At 67.3% G+C, this 20,397-nt stretch carries 21 protein-coding genes and 2 pseudogenes; 7 read left to right on the top strand and 16 right to left on the bottom strand.

Annotation, left to right across the window (positions count from 1 at the left end):
• Positions 1-30 precede the first annotated feature (30 nt).
• From D3874_RS29800 to D3874_RS28960, 3 genes and pseudogenes are all read left to right on the top strand, one after another.
• Positions 31-390, top strand: a complete 360-nt coding sequence (locus D3874_RS29800; protein ID WP_408899952.1) for an acyl-CoA dehydrogenase family protein — start codon at positions 31-33, stop codon at positions 388-390.
• 40 nt (positions 391-430) lie between these two features.
• Positions 431-703, top strand: a pseudogene (locus D3874_RS31775) (alcohol dehydrogenase catalytic domain-containing protein); the annotation flags it as partial.
• Positions 704-819: 116 nt separating this feature from the next.
• Entirely contained in the window at positions 820-1,383 is a 564-nt protein-coding gene (locus tag D3874_RS28960; protein WP_199698857.1) for a zinc-binding dehydrogenase, read from the top strand.
• A 156-nt stretch (positions 1,384-1,539) separates the two neighbouring features.
• Here D3874_RS28960 and D3874_RS00190 read toward each other — a convergent pair whose 3' ends face one another.
• The 12 genes and pseudogenes from D3874_RS00190 to D3874_RS00235 form a co-directional block, all read right to left on the bottom strand.
• A complete protein-coding gene (locus D3874_RS00190) occupies positions 1,540-3,012 on the bottom strand; it encodes a calcium-binding protein (protein WP_119775166.1) in 1,473 nt (490 codons plus the stop codon).
• The gene (locus tag D3874_RS28270) at positions 2,919-4,607 is read right to left on the bottom strand and encodes a calcium-binding protein (protein ID WP_233559770.1); all 1,689 of its coding nucleotides are present in this window, start codon (positions 4,605-4,607) and stop codon (positions 2,919-2,921) included. The genes D3874_RS00190 and D3874_RS28270 overlap by 94 nt, the downstream gene beginning before the upstream one ends.
• Positions 4,598-4,900, bottom strand: a complete 303-nt coding sequence (locus D3874_RS31780) for a calcium-binding protein (protein WP_408899953.1) — start codon at positions 4,898-4,900, stop codon at positions 4,598-4,600. The genes D3874_RS28270 and D3874_RS31780 overlap by 10 nt, the downstream gene beginning before the upstream one ends.
• Positions 4,901-4,973: 73 nt before the next feature.
• A pseudogene (locus D3874_RS31785) lies at positions 4,974-5,087 on the bottom strand (hypothetical protein); the annotation flags it as partial.
• 237 nt (positions 5,088-5,324) lie between these two features.
• The gene (locus tag D3874_RS00205; RefSeq protein ID WP_119775168.1) at positions 5,325-6,305 is read right to left on the bottom strand and encodes an adenylate/guanylate cyclase domain-containing protein; all 981 of its coding nucleotides are present in this window, start codon (positions 6,303-6,305) and stop codon (positions 5,325-5,327) included.
• A gap of 11 nt (positions 6,306-6,316) precedes the next feature.
• Positions 6,317-7,294: a CHASE2 domain-containing protein gene (locus D3874_RS00210; RefSeq protein WP_158595750.1), complete on the bottom strand. Its 978-nt coding sequence runs from the start codon at positions 7,292-7,294 to the stop codon at positions 6,317-6,319.
• Positions 7,287-7,604 (bottom strand): helix-turn-helix domain-containing protein, encoded by a 318-nt coding sequence (locus D3874_RS28275; RefSeq protein ID WP_158595751.1) that lies wholly within the window; start codon positions 7,602-7,604, stop codon positions 7,287-7,289. Before D3874_RS28275 ends, D3874_RS00210 begins: the two co-directional genes overlap by 8 nt.
• Positions 7,601-7,987 carry a Crp/Fnr family transcriptional regulator gene (locus D3874_RS28280; protein ID WP_158595752.1) on the bottom strand — a complete coding sequence of 129 codons (387 nt, stop codon included), beginning with the start codon at positions 7,985-7,987 and terminating at the stop codon, positions 7,601-7,603. The genes D3874_RS28275 and D3874_RS28280 overlap by 4 nt, the downstream gene beginning before the upstream one ends.
• 39 nt (positions 7,988-8,026) lie before the next feature.
• Entirely contained in the window at positions 8,027-8,653 is a 627-nt protein-coding gene (locus D3874_RS00220; RefSeq protein WP_158595753.1) for a FecR family protein, read from the bottom strand.
• Positions 8,654-8,781: 128 nt separating this feature from the next.
• Positions 8,782-10,014, bottom strand: a complete 1,233-nt coding sequence (locus D3874_RS00225; RefSeq protein WP_119775177.1) for an acyl-CoA dehydrogenase family protein — start codon at positions 10,012-10,014, stop codon at positions 8,782-8,784.
• Positions 10,015-10,090: 76 nt separating this feature from the next.
• The gene (locus D3874_RS00230; protein WP_119775180.1) at positions 10,091-10,882 is read right to left on the bottom strand and encodes a meso-2,3-butanediol dehydrogenase; all 792 of its coding nucleotides are present in this window, start codon (positions 10,880-10,882) and stop codon (positions 10,091-10,093) included.
• An 80-nt stretch (positions 10,883-10,962) separates the two neighbouring features.
• A complete protein-coding gene (locus tag D3874_RS00235) occupies positions 10,963-11,622 on the bottom strand; it encodes a TetR/AcrR family transcriptional regulator (RefSeq protein WP_119775182.1) in 660 nt (219 codons plus the stop codon).
• Positions 11,623-11,717: 95 nt separating this feature from the next.
• Between D3874_RS00235 and D3874_RS00240 the strand changes: the two genes are divergently transcribed.
• Genes D3874_RS00240 through D3874_RS00250 form a run of 3 tightly spaced genes read left to right on the top strand, consistent with a single transcriptional unit; the run spans position 11,718 to position 14,966 of the window.
• Complete coding sequence (locus tag D3874_RS00240) at positions 11,718-13,469, top strand: thiamine pyrophosphate-binding protein (RefSeq protein WP_119775184.1); 1,752 nt, start codon at positions 11,718-11,720, stop codon at positions 13,467-13,469.
• Positions 13,466-14,539: a zinc-binding dehydrogenase gene (locus tag D3874_RS00245; protein WP_119775186.1), complete on the top strand. Its 1,074-nt coding sequence runs from the start codon at positions 13,466-13,468 to the stop codon at positions 14,537-14,539. The genes D3874_RS00240 and D3874_RS00245 overlap by 4 nt, the downstream gene beginning before the upstream one ends.
• A 10-nt stretch (positions 14,540-14,549) precedes the next feature.
• On the top strand, positions 14,550-14,966 hold the full coding sequence (locus tag D3874_RS00250) for an SRPBCC family protein (RefSeq protein ID WP_119775188.1): 417 nt from the start codon (positions 14,550-14,552) through the stop codon (positions 14,964-14,966).
• A gap of 143 nt (positions 14,967-15,109) precedes the next feature.
• Here the strand turns inward: D3874_RS00250 and D3874_RS00255 are convergent, their stop codons facing one another.
• The 4 genes from D3874_RS00255 to D3874_RS00265 form a co-directional block, all read right to left on the bottom strand.
• Positions 15,110-16,009, bottom strand: coding sequence for an SDR family oxidoreductase (locus tag D3874_RS00255; protein WP_119775190.1), 900 nt, complete (start codon positions 16,007-16,009; stop codon positions 15,110-15,112).
• Between the two features lie 24 nt (positions 16,010-16,033).
• Complete coding sequence (locus tag D3874_RS31010; RefSeq protein WP_274380561.1) at positions 16,034-17,017, bottom strand: AMP-binding protein; 984 nt, start codon at positions 17,015-17,017, stop codon at positions 16,034-16,036.
• Entirely contained in the window at positions 17,017-17,571 is a 555-nt protein-coding gene (locus D3874_RS31015) for an AMP-binding protein (RefSeq protein ID WP_199698859.1), read from the bottom strand. Before D3874_RS31015 ends, D3874_RS31010 begins: the two co-directional genes overlap by 1 nt.
• 167 nt (positions 17,572-17,738) lie before the next feature.
• A complete protein-coding gene (locus tag D3874_RS00265) occupies positions 17,739-19,019 on the bottom strand; it encodes a cytochrome P450 (protein ID WP_119775192.1) in 1,281 nt (426 codons plus the stop codon).
• 256 nt (positions 19,020-19,275) lie between these two features.
• On the opposite strand from D3874_RS00265, the gene D3874_RS00270 reads away from it, so the two are divergent.
• On the top strand, positions 19,276-20,391 hold the full coding sequence (locus D3874_RS00270) for an NAD(P)-dependent alcohol dehydrogenase (protein WP_119775194.1): 1,116 nt from the start codon (positions 19,276-19,278) through the stop codon (positions 20,389-20,391).
• Positions 20,392-20,397: the final 6 nt, after the last annotated feature.

Below are 20,397 nucleotides of genomic sequence, written 5' to 3' on the forward strand. Positions count from 1 at the left end.
GCAGCATCGCCAGGACGTCGCACGGTCCTATTGCGAGATCGAGCAGGCCCGCCTGCTGACGCTCAAGGCCGCCGACCACATGGACCGCTTCGGCAACAAGGGTGCCGCGACCTGATCGCGGCGATCAAGATCGTGGCACCCCAGATGGCTCAGACGGTGACCGACCGGGCGATTCAGGCCCATGGCGGCATGGGGGTGAGCGCCGATACGCCGATCGCCGGCTTCTTCACCCTGAACCGGTTCCTGCGCATCGCCGACGGCCCCGACGAGGTGCACCTGTCCCAACTGGGCAAGCTCAAGATCGCGGAATACAACGCGCAGGGAAGGAACGACGGTCATGAAGGCGCTTTGCTATCACGGCGAAAAAGACATCCGCTGCGACCAGGTTAAGGACGCGGCCCCGATGGGGGTAACCGGTGCCGTGGTCAAGATGACCGCCTGCGGCATCTGCGGCAGCGACCTGCACATCTATCACGGCCACGGCTTCACGCCGGACCTGGGCTTCTGCGTCGGCCACGAGGCGGTGGGCGAAATCGCCGAGGTGGGCAGCGGGGTCAAGTCGCTGAAGGTCGGCGACCGGGTGATGGTCTCGGCCGCGGTCAATTTCGGCAGTTGCGGCAAGTGCCCGGCCTGCTTCGCCGGCCTGGCCGCCCAATGCCCGCAGCGCACGATCTCGTGCTACGGCCTGGGTCACGCCCTGCCCGGCTGCCAGTCGGAGGGCATCGCCGTGCCCAATGCCGACAGCAACGCCCTGAGAATCCCCGACGGCATCACCGACGACCAGGCCCTGATGCTGACGACAACCTGCCCACCGCCTATATGGGTTGCCTCAATGCCGATATCGGCCCGGGCAAGACGGTCGCCATCGTCGGCCTGGGCCCGATCGGCCTGCTGGCGATCGAATGCGCCTTCGCCCTGGGCGCCGCGAAGGTCTTCGCCATCGACCTGGTCGAGTCGCGGCGGGCCCGGGCGCAGCAACTGGGCGCCATCCCGGTCGACCCCACCGACCCCGTGGCCTTCGTGCGCGAGGCAACCAGCGGGGCCATGGTCCAATGTTCGGTCGAGGCGGTGGGATCGGACGCGACCATCCAGCTTGCCATCGCCCTGGCCGGCCAGGGCGCCAGCATCTCGGTCTTCGGCGTCAACCAGAACCAGGCGTTTAAGTATCCGCTGTGGACCGCCTTCAACAAGACCCTGACCTTCCGGGTGGCGGGCTGCTTCGTCCAGACCATGTGGCCGCAACTGATCCCGCTGGTCGCCGGCGGCCGCCTGAAGCCCGAACGGGTCATCACTCATCGCATGACCCTGGACCAGGGTGCGGACGCCTACCGCATTTTCGACGGCAAGCTGGACGGCGCGTTGAAGATGGTCCTGGCGGCGTAAGAAAATCCCTCTCCGCCGCGTGCGGGGGAGAGGAGGGGCCCGGCGCGAAGCGACGGGAGGGTGAGGTGGTCGGCGGTACGGACCGCGCCCTACGCCGACCGCCCTCCTCACCCAACCCTCTCCTCCTAGGAGGAGAGGGCTTTTTGATCGAGCGTGTTACACGAACTCGAAATCCGTGTTCGTGATGGTGAAGGCCGAGGCGGCTTGCAGCACGATCACGCTGTCGACATCGGACAGCAGCGTCAGCACCACCTCGGTCGTGCCGTTGCCGGTCACGGTGAAGTCGGACAGGTCGTCGGCCAGGTTGGTGCGCAGCTTGTCCGTGCCGCCCTGCCAGTCGGTCACGGTATCGCGGCCGAATTCGCGGGTGGTGAACTGGAAGCGGTCCAGGTCGGTGCCGCCGGTCAGCGTGTCGTTGCCGGCATCGCCGATCAGCGTGTCGCGGTTGGAACCGCCCGACAGGATGTCGTCGCCGGCCTCGCCGAACAGGCGGTCGTTGTTGCCGCCGCCGAACAGGCGGTCGACATCCTTGCCGCCATGCAGCACGTCGTCGCCGCCCTGGCCTTCCAAAGTATCGCGGGCATCGCCGCCCGTGATCTCGTTGACGCCGCCGTTGCCGCGCAGCCGGTTGGCATCGGTGCGCGAGCCGAGCAGGTTCTCGATTTCCTCCATGCTGTCGCCGACGGCGTCACCCGTCGCGGTCAGGGTCCCGTCGAGGGCAACCGTCACGCCGGTGGACTGGAGATAGCTGGCGATGTCGATGCCGTCGCCGCCGGCCATGCTGTCCGCGCCCTGGCCGCCGATCAGCGTATCGTCGCCCCCGTCGCCCGACAGGATGTCGTTGCCGGCACGCCCGTCGATCACATCGTCGTCGCTCAGGCCCTGGAAGTGGTTTGCCTCGTCGTTGCCGCTCAGGCGATCCTCGAGGGCCGTGCCATTGATGGCTGCGATCGACAGGAAACGGTCGCCCACCACGTCGCCAGTGTCCTGCGTGCGATCGAACAGGTCGAGCGTGATGGCATCGGCGGAGAGCGCATAGGTGACCACGTCGTCGCCCGGCCCGCCGTCGAAGACCTCCCGGCCCGCGCTGCCGATGAACGTGTCGCCGCTGCCCAGGCCCTGGAACGTGAGATCCTGGCCGTTGCCGATGAAGACATCGGAGAAGTTGGTGCCGCGGAACACCTCGATCGAGGAGAAGGTGTCGCCAACCGCGTCACCCCCGGTCAGGGACCCGCCGGGGCGCAGGTCGATCACCACACTGCGGATCGAATTCTCGTAGGAGGCGGTGTCGATGCCGTCCCCGCCCAGCAGCGCATCGGCACCGATGCCGCCGGTCAAGACGTCGTCCTTCAGGCCGCCCTCCAGCACATCGTCGAGGTTGCCGCCCACCAGTTCGTCGGCGCCATCGCCCCCGATCAGCGTCATCGCCAGGCCGTTGGCACCGCGGATGATATCGTCGGCGGTGCTGCCCGTGATCACCTCAATGCTGACGAAGCTATCGCCTTCCGCATCGCCCCGGTTCTGGGTGGGGTCGTTCAGGTCGACGACGATGCGCCCGGGTGCCGTCGAATAAGACGCGGTATCGCGCCCGGCCCCGCCGTTGAGCAGGTCGGATCCGGCGCCGCCCACCAGCGTGTCGTCGGCATCGTCGCCGAAGAGCTGGTCGTTCCAGCCGCCGCCGTCCAGCGTGTCGCTGGCGCCACCGCCGCGCAGGGTATCGTCGCCCAGCGGCCGAACAGGAAGTCGGCCCCGCCGGCACCCAGGAGTTCGTTGTTGCCGTCGTCGCCGAACATGATGTCCGCGCCGCCGGTGCCGATGAAGCGTTCGATACTGTCGAAGGTGTCGCCACCCGCGTCGCCGGTGTTGACCACAGGGTTGGCCAAGTCGAGGATGATGGGCGAGGACGAGGTTTCGTAGGAGACCGTATCGGTGCCGCTGCCGCCGGCAAAGCGGTCGGCGCCGGCGCCGCCAATCAGGGTGTCGTTGCCGTTCAGGCCGGAAAACTCGTTGGCGAAGGCGTTGCCGACCAGCCGGTCGGCGAAGGAGGAACCGATCAGGTTCTCGATGCTGGAGAGGGTGTCGCCCGCCGCCTCACCGCCGACGGTCTCGCCGGTGGCGAGGTTGACCTGCACCGGCTTCTCCGACAGGCGATAGCTAGCCGTATCGGTGCCTTTGCCGCCCAGCAACTGGTCGCCGCTGGTGCCGCCCATCAGGATGTCGTCGCCGTCGCCGCCGTCGAGCACATCCTCGCCGCCGATGCCGCGCAGGTCGTCATTGCCGCCGAAGCCGCGCAGGCGGTTGGCGTTGGCGTCGGCCAACACGAAGTCGCCGGCATCGGTGCCGTCGACATTCTCGACGCCGAAGATCGTGTCGCTGAGATTGGTGGCCGAAGCACTGCCGCCGTTGCCGAAGTCCTGCAGCGAGACGCTGACCGGCCCCGCGATGTCGCGGTAGCTGACCGTGTCGACACTCGTGCCGCCATCGATCAGGTTGATGCCGGTGCCGCCCGCGAGGATATCGTCGCCGGCCACGCCGAAGAGATTGTCGTTGCCGCCCCGCCCCTCGAAGACATTGTTGATGGCGTTGCTGTGGCCGCTGATCACGTCGTTGAAGCTGGAACCGATGATGTTCTCGATGCTGGTCAGGCGGTCGCCCGCGGCAAAGCCGCCGCTGCCCGCGGTGCCGTCGGTCGAGATGTTGATCGCCGCGTTCGAGGCCTGGTAGTCGGCGGTGTCGGTATTGCCGCCGCCGTCCAGCCGGTCGGCGCCGCCGCGGCCATCCAGGAAATCGTTGCCGTTCAGGCCTTTGAGAATGTTGGCGCCGTCGCCGCCGGTCAGCCCGTCGTCGAAGCGCGAACCGGTCAGGTTCTCGATGCTGATCAGGCTGTCGCCCAGTTCGTCGGAGGCGCCGGAAATGATGTTGATGTCGCCGAAGCGCAGGGTGACGAAGACGGCGCTTGGCGCGCTTTCATAGCTCGCCGTATCGCTGCCCGTGCCGCCGTCCAGCGTGTCGCCGCCGCCGCGTCCTTCGAGCACATCGTCACCGCCCTGGCCACGGATGGTCTGGCTGGCGTTGTTGCCGTGGAATTCGTCATTGCGCGAACCCAGTTCGAAGATTTCGGCGCTGTCGTAGCGGACGTCGAAAATGCGGTTGTCGGCGGGATCGTCGAAGGCAAAACCCGAGCGGCCCGTTTCCATGTCGACGAACACGCCCTTTACGCCCACGGGAACAAGGGCTCGGAGTCCGTCGGCTCGGCATCGCTGCTGCCGCTGATGTTGTAGCGCACCGTGTCCGTGCCGGTGCCGCCGCGGATGACTTCGTTGCCGGTGTCGTCGATCAGGATGTCGTTGCCCGAGCCGCCGTCCAGCGTGTCGTTGCCCTGGCCGCCCTGGAGCGTGTCGTCGTCGCCGTCGCCGAACAGGGTGTCGTCGCCACCGTCGCCGATCAGCGTGTCGTCGCCCGAGCCGCCGTGGAATTCGTCGTCGCCGCCGCTGCTCCAGGTGCTGAAGCCGTGCAGGAAGGCATTGAACGGGGTGCGGGCCGGGCCGCCGCTCCGCCGGCGTCATGCGCGGCGATGAAATCATCGCCGCCCAGCCGAAAACGACGTCGTCGCCGCCGCGGCCATAGATCTCGTCATCACCGCTGGTGACGCCGTCGGCGCTGTCGAGCGTGTTGCCGGAAGTCGTCCCACGAATGTCGGCCATTGCCGTCTCCTGTGTTCAGTGCAGACCTGAGTGAGGCCACGCAAACAAACCGGGCTTGCCGGACCGCAGGGGGCGTTGCCTGCCGCAAGCCGCGGCTGGCTACAACACACCGGATTGAACACATTCCCCAACGCGACCGCGTGAAACGCAGCGGCAAGCAACCGTAACAGCGAGGAACCGGGTCGGACAGTCCGCTCTAGCGTGGCGGCGCCTCTCAGCCCTCAGGAACAAGTCGTATCATGGCACCTGTGAGCCGCCTGTCCCCTGGGTAACAGGCTCGAAAACCTGTATCGGCACGTCGAAGCCGCGCAACTGGATGGTCTTGCCCGGGCGCAGCAGCCCGGCCGGGCACCGGGCGGCCGTGCCGGGCCCGACGCAGATCATCGTGCCCAGTTCCTTGTTCGCTGCCTCGAGCCTTGCGGCGGCATTCACCGTGTCGCCATAGGCGGTATAGTCGAGCTTCGAGCCCGTGCCGACATCGCCGACGATCACCTCGCCGGTCTCGACGCCGATCCGCGTATGGCCGAAGCCCAGGGCCGCCGGCACCTCCCGGCGGCGGAACGCCTCGCTCCAGGCGTGGAGCGCCAGGGCGCAGCGCACGGCGGCTTGCGCGTGCCCGGGCTGCTCCAGCGGGGCATTGAACAGGGCATGGATGGCGTCGCCGACGAACTTGTCGACCATGCCGCCATGGGCCACGACGATCTCGGACATGCCGCCGAAATAGGCGTCGAGCATGGCCACCAGCGTCTCCGGATCGGTGCCATGGGTCAGGCCGGTGAAGTTGGCGATATCGGTGAACATGGCCGTCACCTCGCGGCGCTGACCTTTGAGTTTCAGCAGGGAAGGATCACGGGCGATCATCGCGACGACGTGGGGCGAGAGATGCTGCTCGAAGCGCCGGCGAATGTGCCGCTCGCGCCGGTGCTGGAAGGCGAAGGCCAGGATCGCCGTGACCACATAGCCGGTTGCGGCCAGCACCAGGGCCAAAGCGGGCTCGATCAGAACGCCGCCGGCGGCGGCATTGACCACGAACACCGCGAAAGCCGCGATCGCCGCCAGCATGACGCCCGCACCGGCGAGCGGCGGCAGCAGCAAAGGGATGGCCACGCCGACCAGTCCGGCCAGACCCGCGACGATATAGGCGTAGCGCTGGAGCAGCGCCGATGTCCGCGGGACGAAGCCCTGCAGGATCTGCCGTGCGGCGGCGGCATGGATCATGACCGACGGGGTCAGCGACGCGCCCGCTGTCGCCCGCAGGCCCCCAGTTCCGGCGCCGAGCCCCCGATGAAGACGATCGCGCCGGCAAGTGCCGCCACAGGCCCGTTCGCCGCCAGCACGTCACGGGCCGGGATCGCCTTTATCGGCGGGGTCGCAGCCAATGGCGGCAGCCTGAGCATCGCATCGGCGGCCAGGGCGCCGGTGATGCTGCCGGTGGCAAACCGACCCTGCCCGCCGTCGAGTTTGTAGAGCGAAGCGCCCACCCCCACGCGCACGGCTTCGAGCGCGAGTCCAGGGCGGATTTCGTCGCCGACGCCGACGAACAGGGGTAACCGGCGGACGATCCCGTCGCTGTCGCCCGGCAGGGCCAGGCAACCGCTGCCAGTGGCGGCCGCCGCCAGCACCTCGGTCGGTGCATCGGCCCCCGCAAAGCGCCACATCCCGTCAAGGCCTGCGCGGCCGCGCACCAGGACGGGGGCGCCGCGCACCGTCTTGGCCGCCGTCGGCGTCAGGGCAAAGCCCAGCACCGTCGGCCTGCCTCCCAGGGCCTGGGCGAAGCGCCTGTCGTCGTCGTCGAGGCGATCCGCCAAAGCGGCGAGCGACGGGTCCTCGACCATCTGGCCCAGCCGGCGCGCCAGGGCCGCCGGCGAGCGCTGGTCCGGGTCGGCGAACAGAATGTCGATCGCGATCGCGACGGCACCGGCGGCAGCGGCCTTGTCGACGAGATCGGCCAGCAGCGAACGCCGCCAGGGCCAAGCGCCGATGGCACCGGTACTCGCCGCGTCGATATCGATCACCACCACCGGGGTGGACCCTGGCGCCGGTGTCGCCACAAGTTCCATCGCCAGGCCCAGCGTGAGATCCGTCGCCCGCTCCTCCAGGTTTTGCCGGACGTCCGGCAACAACAGGGTGAAGGCGACATAGACGACGAAGCAGGCCATGGCGCCTAGGGCGGCAGCCGCGATTCTCCCGCGCAGCAGCCTAATCATCGGCCGAGTCTGCGAATTGGGCGAGCATGGCGGGATCGCAGAACAGGCGATCGCTGGTGCGTTTGATGGCACCGGCATCCTCGAGCACGCCCAGCGCCATGTTCAGCTTGGACCGGCTGCTGCCGACGAGGCGTGCCAGCTCGCTTTGCGAGTAGCCGAGTTCGAGCGACAGGCGCCGCCCTGGCGGGGCGGTCCGCTGGCCGAGCAGGCCCAGGAGAAAGCGCGCCAGGCGCACCTCGATCTTGTGGAGCGCGATCCCCTCCAGTTGATCGGTGGTCGCCCGCAGGCGGCGGCACAGCAGGTGTATCACCGAGCGGGCCAGCCGGGGCGGGTCTCGAATAGATGGTCGAAATCGGCGGCGGAAATGCCGTAGGCCCGAACCGGCGAAATGGCGGTGGCATCGGCGGTCCGCGGGCCGCTGTCGAAGGCCGCGATCTCGCCGATCAACTCGCCGGGACCGGCGACCCGGAAGCTCAACTCGCGACCGGAAGCGGTGGTCAGGGCAAGGCGCACCAGCCCCTCGGCCAGGAGATAGGCCATGGAGCCGGGATCGCCGACGGCAAACAGCATGCGCCCGCTGTCGAAATGGACCTCCCGGAACGCCTTGGCGCAGATCGCCAGATCCTCGGGCTCGAGGGCGCCGAAGGCCTCGGTCGAGGCAAGCAAGGCTTCGACGAGATCTGCTTCAGCCATCGGCCCCCTCCCGAAACGCGGCAAGACACACGGCGCCGCTCACCGAAGTTGGGCCAGGGCCTCCTCGACCCGCTCGGGCGCCCAGACCTTGGGCGGCGACGGCGGGGCGCCGGGATAGGCGATGTCGGTGCCCTCGCCGGCCTTCAGTTCCACGCTGGTGCCGGCAGCCGTGACCACGACGTGGCCGCGGAGCAGCAGCACGCCGAAGCTTCCCCGGCTGGGGCCGGCGAAGAAATTGGTGCCGCGCACCGCGATCTGGCCGAAGTCGCTGTTGACCTTGATCGGCCGGGCAACGCTTTCGGGATCCTTGTCGAGCATCAGGGCCCCGGCCTCGAGCGAAATTTCCCCGCCCGCTTCGGCCAGGAAATCGTCGATCTTGACCCGGCCGTTCTCGCCGATGGCGATGGTGGTATCGCGGCCCAGGCGGATTTCGATCCGGGACTTGGCGCCCGTGGCCACCGCATCGCCGGTGAAGACGGAATCTTCCGGCGACAGCGGCCGCTGGACGGTTTCCCTGGTCGCCTCGGCACTCCCGCGAAGGTTGAGCACCAGGCCGGCGGCGGCCGTATCAGCGCGGGCAACGTCGCCGGCACCGATCGGCATCAGGCCGATCAGCAGACCGGCCAGGAGCCCTGATGCCGCCCAGGCGGCACGAAGGATTGCCATCCGAGATCTCCCCACCTCAATGCGCACGCCGCCCTGCCGGTGGCGCAACGACGGCGACACCATAGCGCGGTTGTGCCGGGGAAAGAATACAGGGCCGCGCCGCCTGTGATGCGGATCACAGCGGGACGCTACAGGCCCATCACCTTGGCCATGATGTTGCGTTGGATATCGTTCGACCCGGCATAGATCGAGCCGGCCCGGTCGTTGAGGTATTTGGCCATCACGGTCAGGGAATGGTCGGGGCCGATGGGCGCGGCATTGCCGCCCGGCGGCGCGTGGCCCGGGACCGGGCCGGCCGGGTTGATCGCATGGGGCTGGAACGGCGCCGTGTAATAGGCCGCAGCCTCGATCGCCAGTTCGGTCAGGCGCTGGCTCATCTCGGTGCCGCGGGTCTTCATGAGCGAGGCCTGCATGCCCGGGGTGCCGCCTTGGGAGAGAGCCGACATCACCCGATGCTCGGTATATTCGAGCGCCATGATCTCCACCGCGGCCTCGGCGAGTTTCCGGGCGAAGTTGCTGTCATCGATCAGCGCGGTGCCGTCGCCCGCCTGTTCCGCCCGGGCCATGGCGCGGATCTTGTCGAGGCGGACATGGAGCGAGGGGGCATAGGCATTGCCGCCGCGCTCGAATTCCAGCAGGTATTTGGCGACCGTCCAGCCGTCGCCGATGCGGCCCACCACATTGGCCCTGGGGACACGGACATCGGTGAAGAAGATCTGGTTCTGGACATGTTCGCCGGTGAGCATGATCAGCGGGCTGACCTCGATGCCCGGCGTGTCCATGTCGATCAGGATGAAGGTGATGCCGCGCTGGGGCGGGCCGCTCCTGTCGGTGCGCACCAGGCAGAAGATGCGGTTGGCATACTGGCCGTGAGTGGTCCAGATCTTCGAGCCGAAGCAGATGAAGTGGTCGCCGTCGTCGACGGCACTCATCTGCAGGGCGGCAAGATCGGAGCCGGCACCCGGCTCGGAATAGCCCTGGCACCAGAAATCTTCGCCTGAGAGGATGCGCGGCAGATAGAACGCCTTCTGTTCCGCGCTGCCGTGGCCGATCAGCACCGGCCCGCACATGCCAAGCCCCATGGGCGACAGGCCCGGCGCATTGGCCCGCGCCAATTCGATCGCGAAGATATAGCGCTGGATCACCGACCAGCCGCAGCCGCCGTATTCGACTGGCCAGGCCGGCGCGATCCAGCCTTGGGCGTGGAGGATGGTGTGCCATTCGCGCATGGTCTCGCGATCGGTATAGACGCTGGTCGACAGCCGCGCCGCCTCGCGCAGGCGATCGTTCAGCCTGGCATCGAGGAAGCCCCGCACCTCGTCACGGAAGGCCTCGTCCTTGGCACTCAGGGCAAGGTCCATGATCTCTCCTCCACTATTCTTGTCGTTGAATGGTACCGGGAGGGATGCCTCCCCCTCTACTCGGGTTTGTTCGGCTCTAGTTGGCCCCGGCGAAGATGCGCACGAAATTGGGCTGGCCGGTGGCCGCGGTCAGGCCGCCGTCGACGATCAGGTTGGCACCGGTGATGTAGCTCGCATCGTCGGAGGCCAGGAACAGGATCGCCGCCGCCTGCTCCTCCGGCATCGAGGGCCGGCCCAGCGGGATGAGCTGGCGGTAAGCCTCGCCGATGCGGTCGTCGGCCTGCAAGGGCGCGGTCAGCGGCGTGACGACATAGCCGGGCGAGATGCTGTTGGCGCGCACGCCCTCGCCCGCATGGTCGATGGCGATGGCGCGCGTCAGGTTGATCACCGCCGCCTTGGCGGCGTTGTAGGCGGCAAAGCCGTAGTCGGCCGCGGTCCCCGAAATCGACGCGGTGCTGACGATGGCGCCGCGCACCTGCGCCAGGTGCGGCAGGGCGGCACGGCAGGCGAAGAACACGGCATCGAGATCGACCGCCATCACCCGGCGCCATTCCTCGGTCGAGAGCATGTCGACCCGGCCGAACGAGCCGATGCCGGCGTTGTTGACCAGCACGTCGAGCCGGCCGAATTTCTCGACCGTCGAGGTGATCGCCTGGCCCACCTGCAATTCATTGCCGACATCGACCGCCAGCCCCACCGCCTTGCCGCCCGCCTCGCGGATCGCCGCCGCGGTTGCCGCCGCCGCCTCTGCGTTGAGATCGGCGACGACCACGCTGGCGCCTTCCCTGGCAAACCGGCGGGCCGCCGCGGCACCGATGCCGGAGGCCGCCCCGGTGATCAGGACGACCTTGTCTTCAAAGCGTGACATGTCACTTCACCTTCTGATGGGGAATTGGATTGGCGTAACGTTTTGCGTCCTTCCCCGCGACCGAAGCTGAAGCATGGGCATCAGGGGATGAGCGTTCGCCTGATGGTTTCCACCAGGGCCGTCCGCCCCTCGTCCAGGTCGAAGGCATTCCGGTCCACCAGCCACAGCAGGGTAAGGCCGCTCAGGGCGCTTTGAATCATCGCCGCCGCCGTGGCGGGGCTGAGGTTCGCGCGCATGGCGCCGCTGTCCTGCGCGAGGCTGAGATGCGTTTCCAGCCGGGCGCGGAAGCGGACATTGGCCTCGACGAAGAATTCCCGCACCTCGGGGATCACGCCCACCGACTCCGACATCAGCACATAGTAGGCCTGGACCGAGACGACCCGTTCGGGCGCCGCCTTCAACTCGGCCTCGGAGAAGATGCGGACATAGACATCGACGATGCGCAGGATGGCCTCCAGGCCGCTGATCCCGCCGGCCAGTTGGCCGTCCAGGACATCGTCCAGTTCCTGGTGCAGCACGGTGACCAGGGCGCGCACCAGCCCTTCCTTGGAGCCGAACTTCTGGGTGACCAGGCCGCGGCTGTAGCCGGCGCGCTGGCCGATCTGTTCCAGGGTGGTGGCGCCGTAGCCCCTGCGGGCGATCAGTTCCGCCGCAGCCTGCAGCAGCAGGCGGTCGGACTGAGCTCTTCGGTCGCTCTGCGAGCGGCGGGGACGGCGGGCGGAAGGGGCGCGGATCGGCATGGCTCGACCTTACATATTTGTTGACGCGTTAGCAATATGCGTGCTTCGTTGCCGGCAACGGCGCCGCCAAGGCGCCAGATCCGGGAGACGACAGGATGAGCAACCTCAAGACCGGGGGCGAACTGCTGGCCCGCACCCTGAAGGCCGCGGGCGTGAGCAAGATCTTCGCCCTGCACGGCGGGCATCTGGAAGCCTTTTATCGCGGCTGCATCGATCACGACCTGGAACTGGTCGACTTCCGTCACGAGGCCGCCGCCGGCCATGCCGCCGACGCCTATGCAAGGGTGACGGGCAAGCTGGGCGTGTGCGTGATCACGGCAGGCCCCGGCTTTGCCAATGCCATGTCGGCCATCGTCAACGCCAACCTCGACGCCTCGCCCACCTTGTTCATCATCGGCGCGCCACCCCTGCGCGAGGCCGAGACGAACCCGCTGCAAGGCGGCTTCGACCAGATCGCCATGGCGACGCCGGCGACCAAGTGGGCCCACCGCATCACCAACACCGAACGCATCCCCGACCTGACTGCCATGGCCATCCGCAAGGCGACCACCGGCCGGCCGGGCGCCGTGGTGCTGGAACTGCCGATCGACGTGCTGCACATGAGCGTCGAGGATGCCGACGCGACCCCGCCCAACGGCCTGCACGTCCGCCCCCGCCCCGCGCCGTCGCGGGCCGAAACGCAGGCCTGCCTGACCCTGCTCGCCGGCGCCGAGCGTCCGGTGATCATCGTCGGCGGGGGTGCCCGCTTCGCCGATTGCGGTGAGGCCCTGGCCCTGTTTGCCGAACGCAGCGGCATCCCGGTCTGTGCCAACAGCCGCGGCACGGGCCTGCTGCCCGCCGGCCACCCGCTGGACGCGGGCGATCCGGGCAACCTTGCCATCCTGCCGCTGATGGGCCGGCCGGCGCCCGATGTCGTGCTGCTGCTGGGCGCCCGGATGGGCCTTTACCTGGCCGGGCGAAGCGGCCAGGTCGTGCCCCATGAGGCCAAGGTGATCCAGGTCTACGGCGATGCCGGCGAGATCGGCCGCATTCGCGACATCGACGTGGCGGTGGCCGCCGACTGCGGCTCGTTCCTGGATGCCCTGCTGGAACACAGCCGGGGCACCTTCTGGTCGCAAACCGACGCCTGGGCGCAGGAGGTTACGAGCCTGAAGAGCTTCGGCGCCGCCATGTATCCCGAACAGGAGGGGCCGGGCGGCATCCATCCCTATCACGCCGCCGCGGCGGTGGTGGCGGCAGCAGGCAAGGATGCCATCTTCGCGCTCGACGGCGGTGAGGTGCCGAGCTGGGTCGCCGGCCATGTCCAGGCCACAGCACCGGGCCAGGTACTGACCCATGGCTATCTGGGCTGCCTCGGCATCGGGCCGGGCTTTGCCATCGGCGCCCAGGTGGCAGCACCCCAGGCCCGGGTGATCCACGTCACCGGCGACGGCGCCATGGGCTTCCACATCCAGGAGTTCGACACCATGATGCGCTGGGGCTTCCCCGTCGTCACCGTGGTGCTGAACAACCGGGTCTGGGGCATGTCGATCCATGGCCAGCAGATCATGTTCGGCGCCAACTATTCCCTGATCACCAGGCTGGGCTCGACCAGCTATGCCGCCATCGCCCGGGGCTTTGGCTGCCACGGCGAAACGGTCACCCGCCATGAAGACATCGCGCCGGCCATGGCGCGGGCCTTCGCCACCGGCAAGGCGGCCTGCGTCGAGATCATGACCGACCCGGATGTGGTTCACCCCTTGACCGTCAACATGCTGGGTGCGACGACAGCGGGGCGGCCGGAAATAATGATCCCGTATTACGAAAACATACCCGTTCGGGCCGCGGTGGGGAGCGAGACACCATGAAAGCCGTCGTGCGGCGCGGACAGCGCCTGATCTGTGACGAAATCCCCGACCTGACGCCGGGGGCCGGCCAGGTCCTGGTCAAGACCCTGGCCTGCGGCATCTGCGGCTCGGACCTTCATGCCCTGCACCATGCCGACAAGATGGCCGAGCTGGGCCGCCGCTCGGGTGCCGGCGATTTCATGGACCCCAGCCGCGACATCGTCTTCGGCCATGAATTCTGCGCCGAAATCCTGGACCACGGCCCCGGCAACGCCGGCACCTTGAAGGCCGGCACGCGGATCGTTTCCGTGCCCATGACTTTCGGCGCCACGGGCCTGGAACTGATCGGCTATTCCAACACCCTGCCCGGCGGCTTTGCCCAGCAGATGCTGCTGACCGAGGCGATGCTGCTGGAAGTGCCCAACGGCCTGCCCAGCACCCATGCCGCCCTGACCGAGCCGCTGGCCGTCGGCCTCCATGCCGTCAACCAGGCAGCACTTGACGATGCCGGCTGCGCCGTGGTCATCGGCTGCGGGCCGGTGGGCCTGGCCATCATCGCCTGCCTGAAGGCGCGCGGCTTCGGCCCCGTCATCGCCGCGGATTATTCGCCCATCCGCCGCGCGGTGGCCGAGAAGCTGGGGGCCGACAAGGTGGTGAACCCGGCCGAGGAGACCCCTTACGGCCGCTGGTCCGATTTCGGCATTCCCACCAGCCTGGCCGAACATGGCATGGCCCAGATGATGGGCCAGGTGCCGAAACGCGCGGTGATCTTCGAATGCGTCGGCGTGCCCGGCCTGCTGCAGCAGGTGATGGAGGGCGCGGCCCCGCTGTCCCAGATCGTGGTGGTGGGGGTGTGCATGGAAAGCGACAAGATCGAGCCGGCGCTGGCCATCAACAAGCAACTGGACCTGCGCTTCGTGCTGGGCTATTCGCCGATCGAATTCGCCCAGTCCCTGTCCCTGCTGGCGCAGGGCACGGTCGATGCCACGCCCTTCGTCACCGGCACGGTCGACCTGGCCGGCACGCCCGGCGCCTTCGAAACCCTTGCCAAGCCAGAAGCGCACATCAAGATCATCGTCCAACCCAATTGAAGGACCCGACATGGCCCATCAGATCGACATCACGAAAGACTTCGCCATGCCGGTCGAACGGCTGTTCGCCTATCTGGCGGAGCACGAGAACCTGTCCACGGTTTTCGCGCCCGCCAAGATCACCCGCCTGCGCGACGGCGACACCAGCCGCAACGGCACGGGCTCGGTCCGCCGGGTGCAGATGCCGGGCGCCGGCCCCCTGGAGGAAACCGTCACCGCCTATCAGGAAAACGCCCTGATCGAATACAAGATCACCAAGGGCGGGCCCTTGCGGAACCACCACGGCATCATGCGCTTCAGCAGCACCGGGACGGGCTCGAAGCTGCACTACACCATCGACTTCGAGGGCAAGTTCCCCCTGGTCGCCACCATCGTGCGCCTGATCCTGACCCGCGGCATCACCAAGGGCCTGGCCGCCATTCGGTGATTGCACAAGCGGGGTGCGTCCTTCGAGACGGCCCTTCGGGCCTCCTCAGGATGAGGAAAATCTCTTTGGCAAAAAGACTTTCCTCATCCTGAGGAGCCAGGCGAAGCATGGCGTCTCGAAGGACGCATAACGTCTCACCAAGATCAAGCCGTGCGCTTCGACCGGTCGGCCGCATTGGTGGCCGCGATGGCTTCCCGGGCTTTGCGCCAGTCGTCGTCGCCCCACTGGCGCAAGGCATTGAAGTTGGCGCCGCTGGCCAGATAGGCGCCGCCGTCGATGGCAATGGTCTGGCCATTCACATACTCGGACCCCGGCGCCAGCAGATAGACAGCCAGATTGGCCAGTTCCGGCATCATGCCCACCCGGCCCATGGGGTTGCCCTTCATGTCCGAGAAGGACTCGCCGCCCGCGGTGGGGTTCAGGCGCTTGGACATGCCCTCGGTCGGGAAGGGCCCGGGCGCGATCGCGTTGAAGCGGATGCCCTTGTCGCCCCATTCGACGGCCAGGGACTGGGTCATGGCGTTGACGCCCGCCTTGGACATGGCCGAGGGTACGGTGAAGGGCGAGCCGTTCCACACCCAGGTCGCCACGATCGAGACCACCGAGGCCGTGGTGCCTTCGGCGATCCAGCGCTTGCCGCATTCGAGCGTGGTGAGGAACGAGCCGCGAAACACGATGTTGGAGATCGCGTCGAAACCGCGCGGCGAGAGGTCCTGCGTCCGGCTGATGAAATTGCCGGCGGCATTGTTGACGAGGCCGGTCAAGGGGCCGCCGTCGGCCCATATGTGCTCGACCATCTCGGCAATCGCTTCATGCGAGCGGATGTCGCACGGGATGCCCACGACCTTGCCGCCATGGGCCGCCATCAGTTCCGCCGCCGTCTCGTCCAGCAGGCCGCCGCGCCGGCCGCAGATATAGACCTCCGCCCCCAGGATCAGGCAGGCCTCGGCCATCACCTTGCCCAGGCCCGAACCGCCGCCGGTGATCAGGATGCGCTGGCCCTTGAGCAGGCCCGGTTTGTAGAGCAGGTCATCCGGCGTCATGTTTCTCTCCCCCAACGATGCGATCTATACGATCTTGCTGTCTTTCTTGCCCCAATAGGCGTCGCGGATCAGGCGCTTGTAAAGCTTGCCGGTGGGGTGGCGCGGCAATTCGGCCATGAAGTCGATCCGGCGCGGCGTCTTCACATGGGAGAGATTGGCCCGCACGAAGGCCATGAGTTCGTCGGCCAGCGGCTTGTCGGCGTCGCGCCAATCGGCCGGCTGGATCACGGCCACCACCTTCTCGCCCATTTCCTCGTCAGGCGCGCCCACCACCGCCGCGTCGGCGACCTTGGGATGGGTGATCAGCAGGTTCTCGATCTCCTGCGGGTAGATGTTCACGCCGCCCGAGATGATCATGAAGCTCTTGCGGTCGGTCAGGTACAGGAAGCCCTCCTCGTCGACCCAGCCGACATCGCCCAGCGCGGTCCAGCCGTGCTTGTTCCTGGCCTCCGCCGTCTTGGCCGGATCGTTGTGATACTCGAATGCCGGGCCGCCCTCGAAATAGATCGTGCCCTCGGTGCGCGGGCCGACCGGTTCGCCGTCCTCGTCGCAGATGCGCAGGGTGCCCAGCACGGCACGGCCGACCGAGCCCTTGTGGGCCAGCCAGTCGTGCGGGCCGATGGCGGTCAGGCCGTTGCCCTCGGTGCCGCCGTAATATTCATGGATGACCGGCCCCCACCAGGCCAGCATCTGCTCCTTGACCGGGACCGGACAGGGTGCCGCCGCATGGATCGCGACCTTCAGAGAGGAAATGTCGTATTTGGCGCGGATCGCGTCGGGCATCTTCAGCATGCGCACGAAATGCGTCGGCACGAACTGGGCGCTGTCGATCTTGTATTTCTCGATCAGGGCCAGGGCGTGTTCGGGATCGAACTTCTCCATCACCACGACCGTGCCGCCCAGCTTCTGCACCGTCATGCACCAGCGCAAGGGTGCCGCATGGTAGAGCGGCGCCGGCGACAGGTAGACCGTCCCGTCGGGCAGGCCGAACACCGCCTTGGCCAGCATCACCAGGGCGTGGGGGCCTCGATCGGCTGGCCCGACAAGGGCCCCTTCACCCCCTTGGGCCGCCCCGTGGTGCCCGAGGAATAGAGCATGTCGGCACCGGTGGTCTCGCCGGCGATCGGCGTGGTCGGCAGGCCTTCGACGGCCGCATCGTAACTCTCGTAGGCACCGCCGGTGTCGCCGATAACCAGGATCCTGACGCCCGGCAGCCTGTCCTTCAGTTCATCGAGGACCGGCCGCAGGGAAGCGCCGGCGACCAGGACCTTGGCCCCGCAATCCTTGACGATATACTCGACCTCGCTGGTGCTGAGCTTGGACGAGATGCAGGTGAGATAGAGGCCCGAGCGATTGGCCGCCCAGGCGACATCGAAATAGCGCGCCGTGTTCTCCATGAACACCGCGACGACGTCGCCCACCTCGAGCCCCAGCGAGCGGAACAGGTGCGCGCCCTGGTTCGACCGCGCATCCAGCTCGCGGTAGGTTACCACCTCGCCCGACGCCGCCATGATGCAGGCGGCACGGTCTGGATGATTCTGGGCATGGATATAGGGGTGCATGCGCTGGGTTTCCTCTTAATTCCCACTCTTTATCCGTCATGGCCGGGCGAAGTCCCGGCCATCCACGTCGGCAAGCTGCCTAATCTGTCGACGGACTTGGCTCGTCCCGACGTGGATGACCGGGACAAGCCCGGTCATGACGAAAAGACAGACAAATGGCTCGTTGCTCAGGCCAGTTCGAAGCGCAGCGGCAGTTTCTTGGGGCCGTTGACGAACCAGGACTGCGACATGGTCGGCTCGCCGTCGAAGGCGACCGATTTCAGGCGCGGCAACAGTTCCTCGAACAGGATGCGCATTTCCATCTTGGCCAGGTGCTGGCCCAAGCACAGGTGCGCGCCGTAACCAAAGGCGATGTGCTTGTTGGGCTTGCGGTCGACCTGGAAGCTGTAGGGATTCTCGAACACCGCCTCGTCTCGGTTGCCCGAGGCGTAGCACAGCATCAGCCAGTCACCTTGTGCGATCTTGCGGCCCGCAAGTTCGGTGTCGGCGGCGGCCGAGCGCATGAAATGCTTCACTGGCGTGGTCCAGCGGATCGCCTCGTCGACGAAGGTGGGGATCAGCGACGGGTCGGCCTTCAGCTTGGCCCATTGATCGGGATTCTCGCACAAAGCCCACATGCCGCCGGCGGTCGACGACGAGGTGGTGTCGTGCCCGGCGGTCGCCACGATGATGTAATAGCTCATCGCCGCCTGGTCCGAGATCGGTTCGCCGTCGACCTGGGCATTGGCGATGACGCTGGCCAGGTCGTCGCGCGGGTTGGCCCGGCGATCGGCGGAAATCGCCCCGAAATAGGCGCTGAAATCCTCGACCACGGCCATCATCGACAGCACGAAGGCACCTGGATCGCTGAGCGCCGCGCGCGCCGTGTCGGGGTCCTGGGGCCCGAAGATTTCCTGCGTCAGCTTCAGCATGCGCGGCTCGTCCTGCTCCGGCACGCCGAGGATTTCCATGACCACGTGCAAGGGATAGCCGAGCGCGAAGTCGGCGACGAAATCGCAGCGCCCGCCCATGCCGGCCAACCGGTCGACCGCGGCCCGGGCGATGCCGCGGATCTTGTCTTCGAGCTTGCGCAAGCTGGCCGGCATGAACCAGCCCTGGGTCAGGGCGCGGTACTTGGGATGATCGGGCGCGTCCATGTGCACCAGGGTGCGCAGCAGTTGCGGGCTGCCGCCCATGATCTCGCGGACGCGGGCATCGCCGAACTGGTCGACCATGGTCGACGAGCGGTTGCCATAGGGGAACAACTCGTTCTGGCGCCCCACTTCCTGCAGGTCGGCGTGCCTGGTCACCACCCAGAAGGGATCGAAGCCTTCGATCTCGGCCACGCCCAGCGGGTTGTTGGCCCGCAGCCAGCGATAGGTGTCGTGCAGCCGATGGTCGGCATAGGCGGCGGGATCGACCAGCACCTTGCCAATGTCGACGGGAATCCGTGTGTCGGTTGTTGTCATGTCCTGGCCTCTCCCTTGTGCCGTGCGGCTTGTTCGCAGCCGCTGCCGACATCGACCTTATTCGCTGTTTTACGAGACCGGCCCCGTCTTTGGTCTGGGGCGGCCGGATGATGCCGATGACAGGTTTACCGGCTGACCGGCGGTGCCTCGACCGCCTCCCAATGATCCGGTCACGGTGTTTGTTGTGTTCTCTAATGTGATGTTTTAAATAGTAGCTTAAACAGGGCGACGCAAGCCTGTTGTGGGAGGAATGAACATGGAAATCACCGCGGCCGTGGCACGGTCAGGCGAAGCGGACTTCGTCATCCAGCAGGTCGAGTTGGACGCCCCGCGCGAGGACGAGATCCTGGTGCGCATCGTCGGCGTCGGCCTGTGCCATACCGACCTGGTGGCGCGCGACGGCGCCTTCGGGCTCGCCTATCCGGCAGTCTTCGGCCACGAAGGCTCGGGCGTGGTGGACCAAGTCGGCACCAAGGTGAAGAAGGTGAAGAAGGGCGACCGCGTCGCCATCACTTTCCGCTCGTGCGGGGAATGCGCGCGCTGCAAGCGCGGCGAGCCGGCCTATTGCCACACCCTGCCGCTGCTGAATTTCGCCGGCATGCGCCCCGACGGCAGCAAAGCCATCCGTTCGGGCGACGAGCCGGTGACCAGCAACTTCTTCGGCCAGTCGTCCTTTGCCACCTACGCCCTCACCTACGAGCGCAATGTGGTGAAGGTGCCGGGCGGCGTGCCCCTGGAACTAGTCGGCCCGCTGGGCTGCGGCATCCAGACCGGGGCCGGCGGCATCATGCGCTCGCTGGCCTGCGAGGCCGGCTCCACCCTGCTGATCACCGGCGGCGGGGCCGTGGGCCTCAGCGCCGTGATGGGCGCCGCGATCCAGCAATGCGCCACCATCATCGTGGTCGAACCCCATGCCGTGCGCCGGCAACTGGCGCTGGAGCTGGGCGCCACCCATGTGATCGATCCGATTGCATCGCCGGACCTGGCCGTGGCCGTGCGCGCCATCGTCGAGATCGGCGTCGACTATGCCTTCGACACCACCGGCCGGCCCGATACCCTGCAGGCGATCATGGGCTGCCTCGGCCCCCATGGGACGCTGGGCATCGTCGGCGTGCCGCCGCCCGGCACCCCGGTCCCGGGCGACCTGACCAGCGTCATCACCTTCGGCCACATCATCAAGGGCATCATCGAGGGTGACAGCGATCCCGATGTTTTCATCCCCGAAATGATCGCGCATTATCTGGCGGGCCGCCTGCCCTTCGACAGGCTGATCCGCACCTATCCCCTGACCGAGATCAACAAGGCCATTGCCGACCAGCATCACGGCGACTGCGTCAAGGTCGTGCTGCTGACCGGCCAGACAGAAAACTGAAGGGAG

Source organism: Oleomonas cavernae (assembly GCF_003590945.1).
GTDB lineage: Bacteria > Pseudomonadota > Alphaproteobacteria > Zavarziniales > Zavarziniaceae > Zavarzinia > Zavarzinia cavernae.

What these genes read in the sequence shown, in the direction of transcription:
- D3874_RS00225 (WP_119775177.1), bottom strand. Translation starts at nt 10,014, where the DNA reads ATGGACCTTGCCCTGAGTGCCAAGGACGAGGCCTTCCGTGACGAGGTG.
- D3874_RS31010 (WP_274380561.1), bottom strand. Translation starts at nt 17,017, where the DNA reads ATGCTGGCCAAGGCGGTGTTCGGCCTGCCCGACGGGACGGTCTACCTG.
- D3874_RS00220 (WP_158595753.1), bottom strand. Translation starts at nt 8,653, where the DNA reads ATGGCAATCCTTCGTGCCGCCTGGGCGGCATCAGGGCTCCTGGCCGGT.
- D3874_RS00240 (WP_119775184.1), top strand. Translation starts at nt 11,718, where the DNA reads ATGAGCAACCTCAAGACCGGGGGCGAACTGCTGGCCCGCACCCTGAAG.
- D3874_RS28960 (WP_199698857.1), top strand. Translation starts at nt 820, where the DNA reads ATGGGTTGCCTCAATGCCGATATCGGCCCGGGCAAGACGGTCGCCATC.
- D3874_RS00245 (WP_119775186.1), top strand. Translation starts at nt 13,466, where the DNA reads ATGAAAGCCGTCGTGCGGCGCGGACAGCGCCTGATCTGTGACGAAATC.
- D3874_RS28280 (WP_158595752.1), bottom strand. Translation starts at nt 7,987, where the DNA reads ATGGCTGAAGCAGATCTCGTCGAAGCCTTGCTTGCCTCGACCGAGGCC.
- D3874_RS00270 (WP_119775194.1), top strand. Translation starts at nt 19,276, where the DNA reads ATGGAAATCACCGCGGCCGTGGCACGGTCAGGCGAAGCGGACTTCGTC.
- D3874_RS00250 (WP_119775188.1), top strand. Translation starts at nt 14,550, where the DNA reads ATGGCCCATCAGATCGACATCACGAAAGACTTCGCCATGCCGGTCGAA.
- D3874_RS00255 (WP_119775190.1), bottom strand. Translation starts at nt 16,009, where the DNA reads ATGACGCCGGATGACCTGCTCTACAAACCGGGCCTGCTCAAGGGCCAG.
- D3874_RS00265 (WP_119775192.1), bottom strand. Translation starts at nt 19,019, where the DNA reads ATGACAACAACCGACACACGGATTCCCGTCGACATTGGCAAGGTGCTG.
- D3874_RS00230 (WP_119775180.1), bottom strand. Translation starts at nt 10,882, where the DNA reads ATGTCACGCTTTGAAGACAAGGTCGTCCTGATCACCGGGGCGGCCTCC.
- D3874_RS31015 (WP_199698859.1), bottom strand. Translation starts at nt 17,571, where the DNA reads ATGCACCCCTATATCCATGCCCAGAATCATCCAGACCGTGCCGCCTGC.
- D3874_RS00205 (WP_119775168.1), bottom strand. Translation starts at nt 6,305, where the DNA reads ATGATCCATGCCGCCGCCGCACGGCAGATCCTGCAGGGCTTCGTCCCG.
- D3874_RS00235 (WP_119775182.1), bottom strand. Translation starts at nt 11,622, where the DNA reads ATGCCGATCCGCGCCCCTTCCGCCCGCCGTCCCCGCCGCTCGCAGAGC.
- D3874_RS00210 (WP_158595750.1), bottom strand. Translation starts at nt 7,294, where the DNA reads ATGATTAGGCTGCTGCGCGGGAGAATCGCGGCTGCCGCCCTAGGCGCC.